This is a genomic window from Ideonella sp. P3_A4, assembly GCF_056403075.1.
Genome location: NZ_JBFUGE010000120.1, coordinates 1 through 14701, shown reverse-complemented (window position 1 = coordinate 14701; position 14701 = coordinate 1). Strand labels below are relative to the sequence as shown.

At 68.3% G+C, this 14701-nt stretch carries 15 protein-coding genes; 6 read left to right on the top strand and 9 right to left on the bottom strand.

What is annotated here, in order from left to right:
• On the bottom strand, nt 1-1315 hold a 1315-nt coding region (gene glpD, locus AC1DYI_RS13290), incomplete at its 3' end, for a glycerol-3-phosphate dehydrogenase (protein WP_477204593.1).
• Nucleotides 1316-1502: 187 nt separating this feature from the next.
• Between glpD and AC1DYI_RS13285 the strand changes: the two genes are divergently transcribed.
• The 4 genes from AC1DYI_RS13285 to AC1DYI_RS13270 all read left to right on the top strand — a co-directional run bounded on the left by AC1DYI_RS13285 (nt 1503) and on the right by AC1DYI_RS13270 (nt 5484).
• Complete coding sequence (locus tag AC1DYI_RS13285; RefSeq protein WP_477204592.1) at nt 1503-2270, top strand: DeoR/GlpR family DNA-binding transcription regulator; 768 nt, start codon at nt 1503-1505, stop codon at nt 2268-2270.
• Between the two features lie 154 nt (nt 2271-2424).
• Nucleotides 2425-3918, top strand: a complete 1494-nt coding sequence (glpK, locus tag AC1DYI_RS13280; protein WP_477204591.1) for a glycerol kinase GlpK — start codon at nt 2425-2427, stop codon at nt 3916-3918.
• A 109-nt stretch (nt 3919-4027) separates the two neighbouring features.
• Nucleotides 4028-4927 carry an RNA polymerase sigma-70 factor gene (locus AC1DYI_RS13275; RefSeq protein WP_477204590.1) on the top strand — a complete coding sequence of 300 codons (900 nt, stop codon included), beginning with the start codon at nt 4028-4030 and terminating at the stop codon, nt 4925-4927.
• Nucleotides 4928-5028: 101 nt separating this feature from the next.
• Complete coding sequence (locus AC1DYI_RS13270; protein ID WP_477204589.1) at nt 5029-5484, top strand: carboxymuconolactone decarboxylase family protein; 456 nt, start codon at nt 5029-5031, stop codon at nt 5482-5484.
• Nucleotides 5485-5563: 79 nt separating this feature from the next.
• On the opposite strand, the gene AC1DYI_RS13265 is transcribed toward AC1DYI_RS13270, so the two are convergent.
• The gene (locus AC1DYI_RS13265) at nt 5564-6088 is read right to left on the bottom strand and encodes a hypothetical protein (protein WP_477204588.1); all 525 of its coding nucleotides are present in this window, start codon (nt 6086-6088) and stop codon (nt 5564-5566) included.
• An 83-nt stretch (nt 6089-6171) separates the two neighbouring features.
• Nucleotides 6172-6690 (bottom strand): hypothetical protein, encoded by a 519-nt coding sequence (locus tag AC1DYI_RS13260; protein WP_477204587.1) that lies wholly within the window; start codon nt 6688-6690, stop codon nt 6172-6174.
• Between the two features lie 205 nt (nt 6691-6895).
• On the opposite strand from AC1DYI_RS13260, the gene AC1DYI_RS13255 reads away from it, so the two are divergent.
• Together AC1DYI_RS13255 and AC1DYI_RS13250 are read left to right on the top strand one after the other, a co-directional pair.
• Complete coding sequence (locus AC1DYI_RS13255) at nt 6896-7939, top strand: Gfo/Idh/MocA family protein (RefSeq protein ID WP_477204586.1); 1044 nt, start codon at nt 6896-6898, stop codon at nt 7937-7939.
• 123 nt (nt 7940-8062) lie between these two features.
• A complete protein-coding gene (locus AC1DYI_RS13250) occupies nt 8063-8815 on the top strand; it encodes a hypothetical protein (protein ID WP_477204585.1) in 753 nt (250 codons plus the stop codon).
• Here the strand turns inward: AC1DYI_RS13250 and AC1DYI_RS13245 are convergent.
• The 6 genes from AC1DYI_RS13245 to AC1DYI_RS13220 all read right to left on the bottom strand — a co-directional run.
• Nucleotides 8812-9609, bottom strand: coding sequence for a lysostaphin resistance A-like protein (locus tag AC1DYI_RS13245; protein ID WP_477204584.1), 798 nt, complete (start codon nt 9607-9609; stop codon nt 8812-8814). The two genes, AC1DYI_RS13250 and AC1DYI_RS13245, sit on opposite strands and share 4 nt — an antisense overlap.
• Nucleotides 9610-9631: 22 nt before the next feature.
• The gene (locus AC1DYI_RS13240) at nt 9632-11017 is read right to left on the bottom strand and encodes a DUF805 domain-containing protein (RefSeq protein WP_477204583.1); all 1386 of its coding nucleotides are present in this window, start codon (nt 11015-11017) and stop codon (nt 9632-9634) included.
• Nucleotides 11018-11228: 211 nt separating this feature from the next.
• A complete protein-coding gene (locus AC1DYI_RS13235) occupies nt 11229-11978 on the bottom strand; it encodes a glycine-rich domain-containing protein (protein ID WP_477204582.1) in 750 nt (249 codons plus the stop codon).
• Between the two features lie 10 nt (nt 11979-11988).
• The gene (locus AC1DYI_RS13230; RefSeq protein ID WP_477204581.1) at nt 11989-12438 is read right to left on the bottom strand and encodes a thioesterase family protein; all 450 of its coding nucleotides are present in this window, start codon (nt 12436-12438) and stop codon (nt 11989-11991) included.
• Between the two features lie 26 nt (nt 12439-12464).
• Nucleotides 12465-13772, bottom strand: a complete 1308-nt coding sequence (locus AC1DYI_RS13225) for a tryptophan--tRNA ligase (protein WP_477204580.1) — start codon at nt 13770-13772, stop codon at nt 12465-12467.
• A gap of 84 nt (nt 13773-13856) precedes the next feature.
• On the bottom strand, nt 13857-14701 hold an 845-nt coding region (locus tag AC1DYI_RS13220; protein WP_477204579.1), incomplete at its 5' end, for a helix-turn-helix transcriptional regulator.

Genomic DNA, 14701 nt, shown 5'->3' with positions numbered 1-14701 from the left:
GCCACGGGTGGCGCGCGCCGACGGCGTGCACCAGGCGTTCGAAATCGGTGTCGGGCTTTTGCGCCTTGCCGATCCAGGCCGACAGCTCGCCGCCAGGCAGGAAGGCGCCATGCGTCCAGGCCGGGCGGTGTTCGCCGAGCATGCGGCCGATGTCATCGGCGGCGTCTTCGGCCAGCTTGCGGAAGGTCGTGATCTTGCCGCCCCAGACACTCAGCAACGGCGCGCCCTGGCCACCGGCGGTGTTGGTCTCGAGCAGGTAATCGCGTGTCACGGCCGACGGGTCGCCGGCGTCGTCTTCGAGCAGTGGGCGCACGCCGGCGTAGCTCCACACCACATCGGCTGGGCGCACCGGGCGGCGGAAGTAGCGGCTGGCCTGTTCGCACAGGTAAGCCGTTTCGTTCTCGCTGATGCAGGCGCCGCGCGGGTCGCCCTGCAGCTCGACATCGGTGGTGCCGATCAGCGTGAAATCGCGCTCGTAGGGGATCGCGAAGATGATGCGCTTGTCGGGGTTCTGGAAGATGTAGGCGTGGTCGTGCGCGAAGCAACGCGGCACGATGATGTGCGAGCCCTTGACCAGGCGCAGGCTCTTGGTCGCCAGCGCCTCACCACGGGCGGGCAGCGCGACGCCGCGCAAGAAGGCCTCGGCCCACGGCCCGGCCGCATTGACCAGTGCGCGTGCGGTGACTTGCTGCTCGCCGCCGTCTTCGGCCTGCAGCGTGGCGTGCCAGGTGCGCTCGCGCCGCTCGGCCCGGGTCACGCGGGTGCGCGTCAGCAGCGTCGCGCCCCTGGCGCGGGCGTCGATCGCATTCAGCACCACCAGCCGCGCATCGTCGACCCAGCCGTCGGAATAGACGAAGCCGCGCGTGAACTCGGGCTTCAGCGGCGCGCCGGTGGCGTGCCTGGTCAGGTCGATGCCGCGTGAGCCGGGCAGCACTTCGCGGTGGGCCAGGTGGTCGTACAGGAAGATGCCCAGGCGGATCAACCAGGCCGGCCGCATGGACGGGTCGTGCGGCATCACGAAGCGCAGCGGCCACATGATGTGCGGCGCGCTCTTCAGCAGCACCTCGCGCTCCTGCAGCGCCTTGCGCACGAGGGAGAACTCGTAGTACTCGAGGTAGCGCAGGCCGCCGTGGATCAGCTTGGTCGACGACGAGGAGGTGTGCGAAGCGAAGTCGTCGGCCTCGGCCAGCAGCACGCGCCAGCCGCGGCCCGCCAGGTCACGCGCGATGCCGGCGCCGTTGATGCCGCCGCCGACGACGAGCACGTCGCACGCCAGCGGCTCCGGGCCGGTGGCATCGGCAGCGTGCGGTCGCACGCCTTGGGGCGCGTCGTTGAACAGGGTTGTCTCCTGAAGTCGTCGGGGTGAGAACGGCGGCGCGGGCCGTGTTCTTCTTTTTTCGTTTTACCTCAGACGATGTTCGTTTGCAAGTTCGTTTTAGTCGTTTTGCTTTCGGGTTTGTTCTTATTCGCCCAAGCCGGCGCCGGTCACGACAATGCGGCCCATGACCCCCAATCCGCGTCAGTCCGAGCTGCTGGACGCCGTGCGCACGCATGGCGTGGCCACCGTCGAAGCGCTGGCCGATCGCTTTGGCGTCACGCTGCAGACGGTGCGGCGCGATGTGAAGCTGCTTGCCGAGGCCGGCCTGCTGGCGCGCTTTCACGGCGGCGTGCGGCTGCCCAGCTCGACGACCGAGAACATCGCCCACCGCCAGCGTGAGTCGCTGAACGCCGATGCGAAAACGCGCATCGCCAAGGCGGTGGCCGCGCGCGTGCCCAACGGCTGCTCCATCCTGATCAATCTCGGCACGACGACAGAGGCCGTCGCGCGCGCGCTGCTGCACCACAAGGGCCTGCGCGTGATCACCAACAACCTGAACGTCGCGGCGATCCTGGCCGACAACGTCGACTGCGAGGTCATCGTCGCCGGCGGCGTGGTGCGCAACCGTGATCGTGGCATCGTTGGCGAGGCGGCGGTCGACTTCATCCGCCAGTTCCGCGTCGACATCGGCCTGATCGGCATCTCGGGCATCGAGGCCGACGGCTCGCTGCGCGACTTCGACTACCGCGAGGTCAAGGTCTCGCGCGCGATCATTGAGCAGTCGCGCGAGGTCTGGCTGGCCGCCGACCACAGCAAGTTCAACCGGCCGGCGATGGTCGAGCTGGCCCGCGTCGACCAACTCGACCTGCTGTTCACCGACCAGACGCCGCCGCCGCCGTTTCCTGCATTGCTGGCCGAGGCGGGTGTGCAACTGGAGTGCGTTCAACCATGAAAGCAGCTTGCTCATTCTTCAAGCGGGCCGAGTGCCGGGCCGCTCCCAAGCCGGCCGCGCGTAGGCATGGCTTGTCCACTGGACAAGCCATGTCCGAACGCGCCCCCTCGGGGGATCGGCCGACGTACTCGTCGGACGAGGGGTACAAACGACCATGAGTTATGTCCTGGCCCTCGATCAGGGAACGTCGAGTTCGCGCTCGATCGTGTTCGACGAACGCGGCCGCATCGTCGCGATGGCGCAGCGTGAGTTCCGCCAGATCTACCCGCAGCCGGGCTGGGTCGAGCACGACCCGAACGAGATCTGGGACAGCCAGCTCGCAACCGCACGTGAAGCCTTGCAGAAAGCAGGCCTGACCGCGGCCGACATCAAGGCCATCGGCATCACCAACCAGCGCGAGACCACGCTGGTGTGGAACCGCCGCACCGGCCAGCCGGTGCACAACGCGATCGTCTGGCAAGACCGGCGCGCCGAGCCGCTATGCGCGCAGCTGCGCGAGCAGGGCTTGGAGCCCAAGGTGCGCGAGACCACCGGGCTGGTGATCGACGCGTACTTCTCCGGCACCAAGATCCGCTGGATCCTCGACCATGCACCGGGCGCGCACATCGCCGCGGCGCAGGGCGACTTGGCCTTCGGCACGGTCGACAGCTGGCTGCTGTGGAAGCTGACCGGTGGCCGTGTGCATGCGACCGATGTCAGCAACGCTTCGCGCACGATGTTGTTCGACGTGCGCCACAACCGTTGGGACCCGGGCCTGCTGGCGGCGCTGCACGTGCCGGGCAGCCTGCTGCCGCAGGTGCACCCCAGCAGCCATGTCTACGGCGAGTGCGACGCCGAGCTGCTCGGTGCGGCGATACCGATCGCCGGCATGGCTGGTGACCAGCAGAGTGCGTTGTTCGGCCAGGCCTGCTTCCAGGCCGGTCTGGCGAAGAACACCTACGGCACCGGCTGCTTCATGCTGATGCACACCGGCGCCCATTTTCAGACCAGCGCCAACGGCCTGATCACGACCAGCGCGGCGCAGCCCACCACGCAGCCCGAGTTCGCGCTCGAAGGCAGTGTCTTCATCGCCGGCGCGGTGGTCCAGTGGCTGCGCGACGGGCTGCATGCGATCAAGTCCAGCTCCGAGGTGCAGGCCCTGGCCGAAAGCGTGCCCGATTCGGGTGGCGTGATGTTCGTGCCGGCCTTCACGGGCTTGGGCGCGCCGTACTGGCAGCCGGATGCCCGCGGCACGATCGTCGGCCTGACGCGCGGCAGCAATGCCGCCCACATTGCCCGCGCGGCGCTGGAGAGCATCGCCTTCCAGAGCGCGGCGTTGCTGCAGGCGATGAGCCGCGACGCGGTGGCTGCCGGTGGGTCGACGGTGACCGAACTGCGTGTCGATGGCGGCGCGTGCGTCAACAACCTGCTGATGCAGTTCCAGGCCGACCTGCTCGGCATCCCGGTCGTGCGGCCGCAGGTGATCGAGACCACTKCCTTGGGCGCGGCCTACCTGGCCGGCCTGGCGGTGGGTGTCTGGAAGAACCTGGGCGAGCTGTCGTCGCAATGGCAGGTCGAACGCCGCTTCGAGCCGACGCTGCCGCGTGAGCGTGCCGAAGAATTGATGGGGCGCTGGGAGCGCGCGGTGCGGCAGGCCACGGCGACTTGAGCGCGTTTCCGTAGCTGCCAAACGGCGCGCGGCGAGGTAAAAAAGCGCACGGCCTGTCACAAGGCCGTGGGCTGCCACGTCTGGTGGTTGTCTCCACCAGCGTTTTGCCATGGCCACCACCGTCCCCGACACCTCCGAAGCCACGCCCGACGCCTTCGCCGCCGCGAGGCCCAAGCTGTTTTCGATCGCCTACCGCATGCTCGGCACCCGGGCCGACGCGGAAGACGTGCTGCAAGACGCCTGGTTGCGCTGGCACCGCGTCGACCAAAGCACCTTGCAATCGACCGAGGCCTGGCTGGTCACGGTCGTCACGCGGCTGGCGATCGACCGGCTGCGCGTTGCCAAGACAGAGCGCGAGAGCTACGTCGGCTGGTGGCTGCCCGAGCCGCTGGTCGAAGAGATCGACGAACGCACGCCCGAGGCGGTGGCCGAACTGGCTGGTGAACTCTCGKTCGCGCTGCTGTGGGTGCTCGAGCGGCTGTCGCCAGAAGAGCGTGCCGCCTTCCTGATGCGCCAGGCCTTCGACCAGGACTACAACGACATCGCCGCGGTGCTGGGCAAGAGCGAGGCCGCCTGCCGGCAGCTGGTGCACCGTGCGGCCGAGCGGGTGCAGCAGGAGCGGCCGCGCTTCGATGTCAGCCACGGCGCGCAGCACCGGCTGCTCGAAAAGTTCGTTCATGCGGCGCGCACCAGCGACCGCTCAGCGATGAAGGCACTGCTGGCCGACGATGTGCAGGTGGTGGGTGACGGCGGCGGCAAGGTGCCGGCCTTCCTGCACATCCTGCGCGGCGCCGACCGCATCACCAACTTGTACTGGGCGATGGCGCTGCGGCTGAAAGAGAAGGTCGTCTACAGGATCGCGCAGATCAACGGCGAGCCGGGGCTGCTGCGCTACATCGACGGCCAACTCGAGTCAGCCCAGGCCGTGGTGACCGACGGCGAGCGCATCCTGGCGATCTATGCCGTGCGCAACCCGGACAAGTTGGTGGGCATCGCACAAGAAATTTGATCGGGCGTTGTCACAACGGCGCATCGCCCGGCGTCTAGTGGACAGGAACCGCAAGAAGCGGTTGCCGATTCCCCTCCAACCTGAATCGAAAGAAGCTTGCCATGACGACCCACGCTCCCCGTGTCCCGTACTACCAACTGGCCCCGAAGTCGTTCCAGGCGCTGCTGGCGCTGTCGGCCACGGTGCACAACAGCTCGATTGGCGTGAAGCTGGTTGATCTGATCCTGCTGCGCCTGTCGCAGATCAACGGCTGCGCCTTCTGCATCGACATGCACTGGCGCGACCTGATCAAGCAGGACGTCGACCCGCGCCACCTCAACGCCCTGGCCGGCTGGCGCGAAGCCCCGTTCTTCAGCGACCGCGAGCGCGCCGCGCTGCACTGGGCCGAGCTGATCAACGCGACGCCGCACAGCGACGCCAGCGACGAAGAGTTCGCCAAGCTGAAAGCACACTTCAACGACACCGAAATCGCCGAGATCGGCTTCACGATCGCCGCGATCAATGCGTGGAACCTGCTGAACGTGGGCTTCCGCAACCCGGTGCCCGAGAACGTTTGAACGAGTGTCGGCCCCCCCGGGCGCGGGGGGACGCGCTACCGCCCCTCAAGGAGCGGCCCGTCGCCAGCGCGCCGCCAGGCTAGTGCGTGGCGGTGACCTTGAACGTGAAGCGATACCGGCAATCGCAACTGGCCGTTTCCTGCAGCCAGAAGCTGTAGTTGCCTGGGCCCAGTGGCGGAACGAAGCCCTTGGCGCCGCTGCCCTCGCCGATGGCCGGCAGGATGTCGGTGCCTTCGTCGTCGATGCCATAGAGCGCGTAGCCCAGCAGGTCTTCCGGTGAGCCACCCTGCGGCGGCACCGTGACCTGCTTGCCCTTCTGGATGCCGATGAACGAAGCGTTGATGCCCACCAGCGATTCGGGCTCCACGATGATCGCGCTCAGTTGCTGTCCGGCCGGGATCTTGATGGTGAAGTAGTCGCGGTCGGTCACGCCGTTCTTGGTGCCGTCCTTGCCCGAGATCACGTTGTCGCCGAGCTTGAGCCGGACCGTCGCCGGCGCAGTGCCAATGTCGGGCAGGTCACCCGACTTCTTCTCCGAATAACCGGCGGCCAGCGCGTTGGCGCCGATCAGCGAGGCCGCCAGGAACAGGACCATGGTTCGCATGCTGTGATCTCCTGTGCAGTTGGGATTCGGCGCCATTCGAGGCCGGGCCAGGACACTAGCACCCGCCCGCGCCTCGCGTTGTATCAATCTGCAGGTGTGTTCACGCGGAAGGTGAAGCGGTACTTGCAGGCGCAACTGGCCAGTTCCTGGACCCAGAAGCTGTAGGTCCCGGCGGGCAGCGGCGGCACGAAGCCCTTGGCGCCGGCGCCGGTGCCCATCGCCGGCAGGATGTCGGTGCCTTCATCGTCGGTGCCGTAGTGGGTCCAGCCCAGCAGGTCTTCGGGTGAACCGCCGACGGGCGGCACGGTGACCTGCTTGCCCTTTTGCACGCCGATGAACGACACGTTCAGGCCGACCACCGTTTCGGGCTCGAGGATGATCGCCGCCAGCTGTTGGCCGACGGGGATCTTGACGGTGAAGTAGTCACGGTCAGTGACACCGTTCTTGGTGCCGTAGTTGCCCGAGATCACGTTCTCGCCGAGCTTGAGCTTGACCACCGTCGGCGTCAGGCCGTCGTTGGACAGATCGCCTGATTTCTTTTCCGAATAACCGGCGGCCAGCGCACCCGCGCTGAACAGCGAGGCCACCAGAATCAATGCCATCGTTCGCATGCTGTCATCTCCTGTGCTTTGGGAAATCGGCGCCGGCCAGGCGTGGCCGGCGCGGGCGAAAACTAGCACCCGCACCGGTGCGGCGATAGCCGGTTTCTAGGGGGCGAGCCGGTTCAACCTTTCGCGGCCGGGCCGGCACTCACCGCGCGTCCACGCCCGTGCGCGAGCACTGGCTGGCACTTCGGATAATCGACCGATGAACACCTCGCGCGCCGCTCCCGCCTCCACGTCGTTCGGCTGGGCCCTCGTCGGCCCCGGCAACATCGCCCACCGCTTTGCCGACGCGGTGCACCGACTGCCCGGCATGCACCTGGCGGTGGTGCAAGGGCGTGACCTCGGCCGGGCCCAGGCCTTTGCCGAGCACTGGACGCGCGACGGCCTGCCCCCGATCCCGGCGGCCATCGACCTGGCCGCCACGCTGGCCCGGCCCGACGTGGACGGGGTCTACATCGCGACACCCCACGCCTTTCACGGTAGCGCGATCCGTGACGCGCTGCTGGCCGGCAAGGCGGTGCTGTGCGAGAAGCCGCTGGTGGCCAGCCGGGCCGAAGCGCTGCCGCTGGTCGGGCTGGCGCGTGAGCGGGGCGCATTCCTGATGGAGGCGGTGTGGACGCGCTTCTTGCCCATCTACGCGACGATCAAAGCCTGGTTGGCCGATGGCGCGATCGGGCCGCTGCGCGGCATGCAGTCGAGCTTCTGCTTCGATTCGCCGTACGAGCCGACGAGCCGGCTGTACGACCCGGCGCTGGCCGGCGGGGCCTTGCTGGACCTGGGCGTCTACAACCTGACGATGACGCGCTGGGTCTTGCAGCAGGCGCTGGGCGAATGCCCTGAGCCGATGGCGCTGCAGGCCAATGGCCAGCTGGCGCCGACCGGTGTTGACCAGCGCGTCTGGGCCACGCTCGACTTCGGCGGCGGCCGGGTCTCGCAGTTCACCTGCGGCTTCGACGGCTCGGCCGACAACGGGCTGCGCATCTTCGGCCAGCGCGGCCACATCGTCGTGCCGCGTGTGTTCTGGGAGGCGACTGAGGCCCAGCTGCACATCGACGGCGATGCGCCGGTGGTCGTGCAGGCGCCTTTCGCGATCAACGGCTTCGAAGGCGAGATTGAAGAGGCGGTGCGCTGCGCCCGCGCCGGCCGCGTCGAGAGCGCGACGATGTCGCATGCCGACACGCTGGCGACGCTCGGCTGGATGGACCGCATCCGCGCCCAGCTGGGCGTGCGTTACCCGTTCGAGTGAACGGGGGCCCGTAACCGGGCGCAAGACGCCGGGCGATGGTGGCGCTTTTTCGGCCTTCGTGACCGGGCTTCGGGCCGCAGACTGCGAAGCAGGGTGGTTGCTTGCGGCCGCCGGAGCTTGCCCGTGCATCGAATCCTTTTCTGGCTGGTCGCCTTGCTGGTGGGGCTGTTGCCCACCGCCCCCGCCCATGCCGACCCCGGCTATTACGTCGTCACACCGTACGACAACGCCGGCCTGCGCGCAGTCGATTTCCGCTACTGGAGCGTCAAGTCCCGCGGCGAGCCCGAAACCATCTGGCCCGAGCTGGGCTTCAGCTTCGGCGTCAACAGCCGCTGGACCACCGAGCTGCTGTACAGCACGATCGGCCCGTCGAACTGGGACATCGTTCCGAGCTCGCTGGTCTGGCAGAACGACGTTCTGCTGACGCAGGGCGAATGGCCGTTCGACCTGGCGCTGCACGCCAGCCTGATCCGCGAGTCCGGTTACGGCGGCAAAGCCTACGCGCTGGAATACGGCCCGGTGCTGCAGACGGATTGGGGCCGCACGCAGCTGAATGCGAACATCTTCTTCGAGCGCAGCTTCGAGCCCGAAGAGGGCCAACCGATCCAGATGAAGTACCAGTGGCAGGTGCGCCACCGCTGGCACCCGCTGATGGACTTCGGCCTGCAGGGCTTCGGCGAGCTCGGCCACTGGAGCCATTGGAACGAGAACAGCCGCCAGTCGCACCGCGCCGGCCCGGCCTTCTTCGGCCATGTCGACCTCGGCCAGGGCAGCGGCCCGGACAAGGCCTTGCTGTACCAGGCGGCCTACCTGCTGGGCACCGTCTACAGCAAGCGCGGCGGCATGTTCACGGTGCGCGTGCAGTACCAGTTCTAGCTGCGCACTGCCGGTCGCATCAGCAACCGGCGCAGCAGGCCAAAACCGAGTGCACCCAGGCCCAAGGCCACCAGCCAGGCCAACAGCGGCAGCTCCGTCTCGTCCGGAAGGTCTTCGGCCCATTGGCCGAGCAGCGTGATGCTGCTGTTGAACGCCACGTGCAGCGTGATGCAGGGCAGCAGCGAGCGGGTGCGGTCGTAAAGCCAGCCCGACAGCGTGCCGATCACCATCGCCACCAGGAACTGGTGGATGTTCATATGGGCAAAACCGAACAGCAGGGCCGAGCCGGTGATCGCCGCGCCGCGCGGGTACTGGTGCAGAAAGCTGCGCAGCACGATGCCGCGAAACAGCAGCTCTTCGAGCACCGGCCCCAGCAGGCAGACCGTCGTCACCGCGACGAAGCCACCTTCGGCCATGTGCTCGAACGCAGCCTGCTCCCAAGCCGATAGCGGCAGCAGTTGCGTCAGCCAGTCGTTGAGCACACCCAGCACCAGCACCATCACCGGCGTGACCGCCAGGATCGGCCCCAGCAGCAGCCAGAAGGTCGCTTGGGGCGACGCGCTGGATGGGTGAATCAGGGCYCGGTGGCTCAAGCCCTTGCGGTGCAACACCACGCTCAGCACCAGCCCGTTGGCCAGCACCACCTCGAGCGCGTCGAGCGACCATCGACCGAGGCCGAGCACGCCGTTGAAGTCTCTGAGCAAGGCGCCGAACAACACCTCGGCGAGGAACAGCGCGACGATCAGCAAGAAAGCCTGGAACGCGTTCGGGAAGTGCTCGTGTTGTTCGTTCATCGGGTGGCCATGCGCCGGCGCGTCAGTTCATCGCCCACTGGTCGTTCACATGCACCACCCGGCAGTTGGGGGTGTACGGGCTGCGGCGGCGTTCGCAGTCGGCCAGCGCGCTCTCGATCGCCTGGTCGGGCCGCGCGGCACCGCCGTGCCAGCCCCAGGCGCCGGCGCTGGAGACGGCAAAGGCTCGGTGGCCCGGCGTGTCCATGTAGCGGTGGAACTCACCGACCGCCGCATCGCTGTGCAGCACGCGGATCAGCTCGCTGGCGGGCGGCAAGGGGTCTTCGGCGCTGGCGCTGCTGCCGTCTTCGTTGCCGGCTTCTTCTTCGATCTGTGCGGCCTGGCGCTGGATCGCCGACCACGCCATCTGCCAGCCTGCCACCAGGCTCAGGCACAGCACCACCAGCACCGCGATGGCCGGCAGCGAGCCGTCTTGCGACGGCGGCGGGCCGTAGTCGTTGTCGTCGGCATCCCCCGGCCACAACGACAGAACCAGGCTCGCCAGGTTGCCCAGGGTCGGGACCAGCAGCACCAGCACCCACCAGCCGCTGCGGTTGACGTCGTGCAGGCGCAGCACCGTCAGCCGGATGCCCCAGACCATCGTGAACGCCAGGCCCAGCACCAGCAGAACCAGCGTGAAGCGGTTCGGTGCCAGCGCAGCCAGGATGCCCAGCCAGACGATGGCTGTCAGGATCAGCAGGCCACCGAGGAAGTTGCGCATGCGGCCGATGCGGCCCTCGAACGACAGGCCGAACAGCGGTGCGTCGTCTTCGCTGACCTCGATCCGCCCGACACGCGAGGCGGCGAAGCCCGACGGGCTGCGCGATGGCGTGCCCGCCGCCGCACCGCGGCGCCCACCGCGTCGGGCCAGGATCTCTTCGTTTCGCCGTGCCCGTTCGGCCGCGGCTTCTTCTTCGCGGGCGGCGATGCCGCGCGGCATGTCGCAGGCGCAGTTGCGGCAGAGGATGCGTTTGGGTTGTCGCTCGCCACAGGACGGGCAGGTGATCTCTTCAGTGACCGGCGGCGTGTTGACCGCGATCGGCGGCGGTGCCGGTGCGGCGTACGGATCGCGCGGTGCTGGTGGCGGCGCCAGGGGTGCCAGGCTCAGCGGTGCCGGCGCGACGGGTGTGACCGGTGCAGGCGCTGCTGGCGGTTTGACCGCGGATTCGGCATCGGCGGGTGCGTGCTCGATGTGCAGCCGCGCGCCCATCTCGCGAAACTGCGCGACCCAGTGGGCGGCAGTCTCGGCGCTCAAGCCGCGCTTGAGCACCACGCGCTGGCCGGAGAACAGGCTGCGCAGCCGCGCCTCGTCGAGCTTCAGGCGCTGCGCCAGGCGTTGTTTCACCTCGGCGAGGGCAAAGCCGTCGAGCACCTCACCGGCGAAGATCAGTTGGACAGCAGAGGAATCCATCGACAAGACAAAGGCGGTTTCAGGGCGTGAAAGGGAGTGGTCGTTGCCCACTGCTTGCACGGCCGAAGCCTCAGGCTTCCTCTGCGCTGTCGTGTCCGCTCCGTCCACTTTTGTTGTGGGCGGAATTATCCGGGGCGTCGCCGGCGCAGCCCGTCAACGAAGTCACGCCGCGACGCGGATTCGTCTCCGGCCGGCGCCAAGGCGCACGTTGTCAATCGCCGCCGCAGCCCCCACCACCACAACCCCCGCCATCACCGCCACCGTCGCCACCCCCATCACCGCCAAAGCTGAAGCCGCTGAAGCTCCAGCCGCTGGCGCTGCCGCCACCGTCGCCGAAGTTGCCTTCGCCGTAGGTGCCGAGGTCGGCTCCGCAGTAGACGACGCTGCCGTCGTCGGCGCGGCGCAAGGTGTTGGCGCAGTCGATCGCGTAGACGAAGCCGCCGGCGATGCCCAGCTTGTGGTCGAGGGCGAACAGCAGCGGCAGGCGCGTCGCTTGTCGCGGGTTGATGTTTTCCAGCTTGCACACATGCCACCAGCAGCGTCGCAGCCCCGCGTTGGTCTTGCCACCACTGCTGCCCAGCACGGCGGCCGGCGTGTGGTGCAGGAAACGGCCGAACGCGCGGCGGCAGAACTCTTCGTAATTGCGGGTGTGCAGGATGAACTCGTGCCACAGGTCGTCGACCACCTGCGACGGCATCGACACATAGCGCCGGCCGCTCTTCAGGTGGGCGAGGAAGAACTGGCGCAGCGCGGTGTTGACCAGCTGGCAGTCCTTCAGGTTCAGCTCGGGCCGGCGCTTGCGCAGCGCGTCGTACAGGCCGCGCGGCAGTTGCGCGTCGCGGATGAAGGCTTCGCGCCGCAGCGCCTGGTCGCGCCGCCACCACCAGGCGAAGGTCACCGCCAGCAGCAACAGCAGGAAGGGGCTGAACTTGTTGATGCTGGCCAGCAGGCTGTCGAGCATGGCCGTGACCTCAGGCGCGCAGGCTTGAAGGCAGCACCGAGAAATCGTCGGTGTGCGGCAGCGCGCTCAAGGCGCCGAGCAGCGCGGGCGGCGGCGCCACCAGGCGGCGCTCGGCCAGGTTCAGCCAACCGCCGGCGCTGGTGACGCGGGCGCAGAGCTTGCTGTCGTCGGCGCGACGGATCTCGTTGCGCATCAGGAAACGGCTGCCGTCTTCGGACAGGCCGGCCAGTGCCAGCGAGACGTCGATGGTCTGCAGCAGGCCAACTTCCTTGTGGTACTCGAGCTCGTCTTTCATGATCACCGGGCCGATCTGCAGCCGGCGGAACTCGGCCATCGGAAAGCCGTGCTCGGCGAAGAACAGCATCCGCAGGTCGGCTGACTTGTCGAGGAAGGCGGTGTTCTTCATGTGGGCGTTGAAGTCCATGTCGCCCCAACCGGCCAGCATCGGTTTGCTGTACATCGGCGCCTCCCGTCGCTCGTGTTGAATTACTCGGCGGCCGCCGCGATCAGCGCCGCCAGCGCATCGGCCACCTCGTCCGCCTCGACCCCGTCGCCACGCGCCACAGGTGCTGCGGCCAGCGCGGCGGCGCCTTCGGTCTTCAGCTTCTTGACCCACTCGCCAGCGTCGCGGCCACCGGCAAAGCCTTCGCTTTGCAGCAGCACGCGGCCGTCGTGGGCGCTGAGCTTGAAGTAGAAGCGGCCGTCGGCCTCGCGGTACTGCTTGAACACCGGCAGCGCGGCCTTGGCCTTCGGCGCTTCGGCTGCAGCTGCCTTCAACGGCTGGAAGCGGCGCAGGCCGACCGCCTCGCGCAGCGTGGCCAGCAGCGGCGCGGCGATGGCGCGGGCTTTGGCCGCGCCGGCTTGCAGCGTCTCTTCGATCTGCTCCGGGTGGGCCATCAGCGTCTCGTACTTGTCGCGCATCGGGCCGATCTCGGCGTTGATCTGGTCATACAGGCGCTGCTTGGCGTCGCCCCAGCCCAAGCCACCGCGCAACTCGGCGCGGAAGGCGGCCCGCTGCGCCGTCGTCGCGAACGCGTCGTAGATCGTCACCAGCGCGCTGCCTTCGGGCTCTTTCGGCTCGCCGGGCAGGCGCGAGTCGGTCACGATGCGCGCAATCGCCTCGCGCAGCGCCTTCGCGCCGCCTTCGAACAGGGGAATGGCGTTGTCGTAGCTCTTGCTCATCTTGCGACCGTCCAGCCCCGGCAGCAGCTCCATCTCGGCGTCGACCTGGGCGTCGGGCAGCACGAAGAATTCCTGGCCTTGCCCGAAGAGATGGTTGAAACGCTGGGCAACGTCGCGCGCCATCTCGATGTGCTGGACCTGGTCCTTGCCGACCGGCACGCGGTGGGCGTTGAACATCAGGATGTCGGCAGCCATCAGGATCGGGTAGCTGTACAGCCCCATCGAGACGTTCGCGTCCGGGTCTTCGCCGGCCGCGACGTTCGCATCGACCGAGGCCTTGTAGGCATGGGCGCGGTTCATCTGGCCCTTCGAGGTGACGCAGGTCAGCAACCAGGTCAGCTCGGGGATCTCGGGGATGTCGCTCTGACGGTAGAAGGTCGAGCGCTCGGTGTCCAGCCCGGCCGCCAGCCAGGTGGCGGCGATCTGCAGCCGCGAGCGCTCGATGCGGTCGGGGTCGTCGCACTTGATCAGCGCGTGGTAGTCGGCCATGAAGTAGAAGCTCTCGACCGCGGCCTCGTGGCTGGCCGCGATGGCCGGACGGATCGCGCCGACGTAATTGCCGAGGTGCAGGGTGCCGGTGGTGGTGATGCCGGTGAGAACGCGTTGGGGCATGGCTGCTGCAGAGAGAAAAAGTCACGGTGGCCGAGGTGGCCGGATCGGGCAATTGTGGCTGGCTTTGCGCGAGCCGTGGCCCGTTCAGGCCATGGAGGCCGAGGCGGCTTGCAGGGCTTGCGCGCGCCAGGCCGCCGGCGTGCAGTTGAACCAGGCCCGGAACGCGTGGTTGAAGCTGCTCTGCTGGCTGTAACCGAGCAGGAAGGCGACCTCGGTCAGGCTCAGGCTGGCGTCACGCAGGTAGCGCGGGGCCAGCTCGCGCCGGGTCTCGTCGACGAGGGCGGTGAAAGGCATGCCGGCCTCGGTCAAGCGGCGCTGCAGCGAGCGGCCCGACAAGGCCAGTGCGGCGGCCACCTCACCGAGCGTCGCGCGGTCGTGCATCAGCCGGGCCTGCACCTGCTCGCGCACCTGGCGCAGGAGCGGCGGCTCTTGCGCTTCGCGGTCGCGCGCCTGCAGCCGCTCGCCGGCCAGCCGCTCCAGCTCGGGGAACAGACTGGTGTCGGCATGGGGGATCTGCGCATCGAGCACCGCCGACGGGAATCGCAGCTCGGTGACCGGTGCGCCAAAAGACACCGGCACGCCGAGCGCCTGCTCGTAGACCTCGATCGGCACATCGGCCGGCCGCGCATGGGTGAAGCGCACCTCGCTGGCCGGCAGCGCGCCGCCGGCCAGCCAGTGCGCAAAGGCCCGAATGCCGGCGACGACACTTTCGCTCAGCTGGCGCGCGCCGGGCTGGTCGAGCCAGGGCGAATGCCAGAAGTAGTGCGCGACGCTGTCGCCCTCGACGATCTCCGACCGGCCGAGATCGTGCGCGAGGCCCTCGAAGCGACAGGTCTGCGCGGCGGCGGCGCGAAAGTCGGCGCAGGTGCACAGCACCAGGCCATAGCCGGCAAAGGTGGCCAGACGCATGCGCTGGCCGACCTGCAGGC

Bases quoted from the DNA above. Each gene is read 5' to 3' on its own strand.
- AC1DYI_RS13255 (WP_477204586.1), top strand. From the start codon at position 6,896: ATGAACACCTCGCGCGCCGCTCCCGCCTCCACGTCGTTCGGCTGGGCC.
- AC1DYI_RS13225 (WP_477204580.1), bottom strand. From the start codon at position 13,772: ATGCCCCAACGCGTTCTCACCGGCATCACCACCACCGGCACCCTGCAC.
- AC1DYI_RS13240 (WP_477204583.1), bottom strand. From the start codon at position 11,017: ATGGATTCCTCTGCTGTCCAACTGATCTTCGCCGGTGAGGTGCTCGAC.
- AC1DYI_RS13260 (WP_477204587.1), bottom strand. From the start codon at position 6,690: ATGGCATTGATTCTGGTGGCCTCGCTGTTCAGCGCGGGTGCGCTGGCC.
- AC1DYI_RS13270 (WP_477204589.1), top strand. From the start codon at position 5,029: ATGACGACCCACGCTCCCCGTGTCCCGTACTACCAACTGGCCCCGAAG.
- AC1DYI_RS13235 (WP_477204582.1), bottom strand. From the start codon at position 11,978: ATGCTCGACAGCCTGCTGGCCAGCATCAACAAGTTCAGCCCCTTCCTG.
- AC1DYI_RS13265 (WP_477204588.1), bottom strand. From the start codon at position 6,088: ATGCGAACCATGGTCCTGTTCCTGGCGGCCTCGCTGATCGGCGCCAAC.
- AC1DYI_RS13230 (WP_477204581.1), bottom strand. From the start codon at position 12,438: ATGTACAGCAAACCGATGCTGGCCGGTTGGGGCGACATGGACTTCAAC.
- AC1DYI_RS13285 (WP_477204592.1), top strand. From the start codon at position 1,503: ATGACCCCCAATCCGCGTCAGTCCGAGCTGCTGGACGCCGTGCGCACG.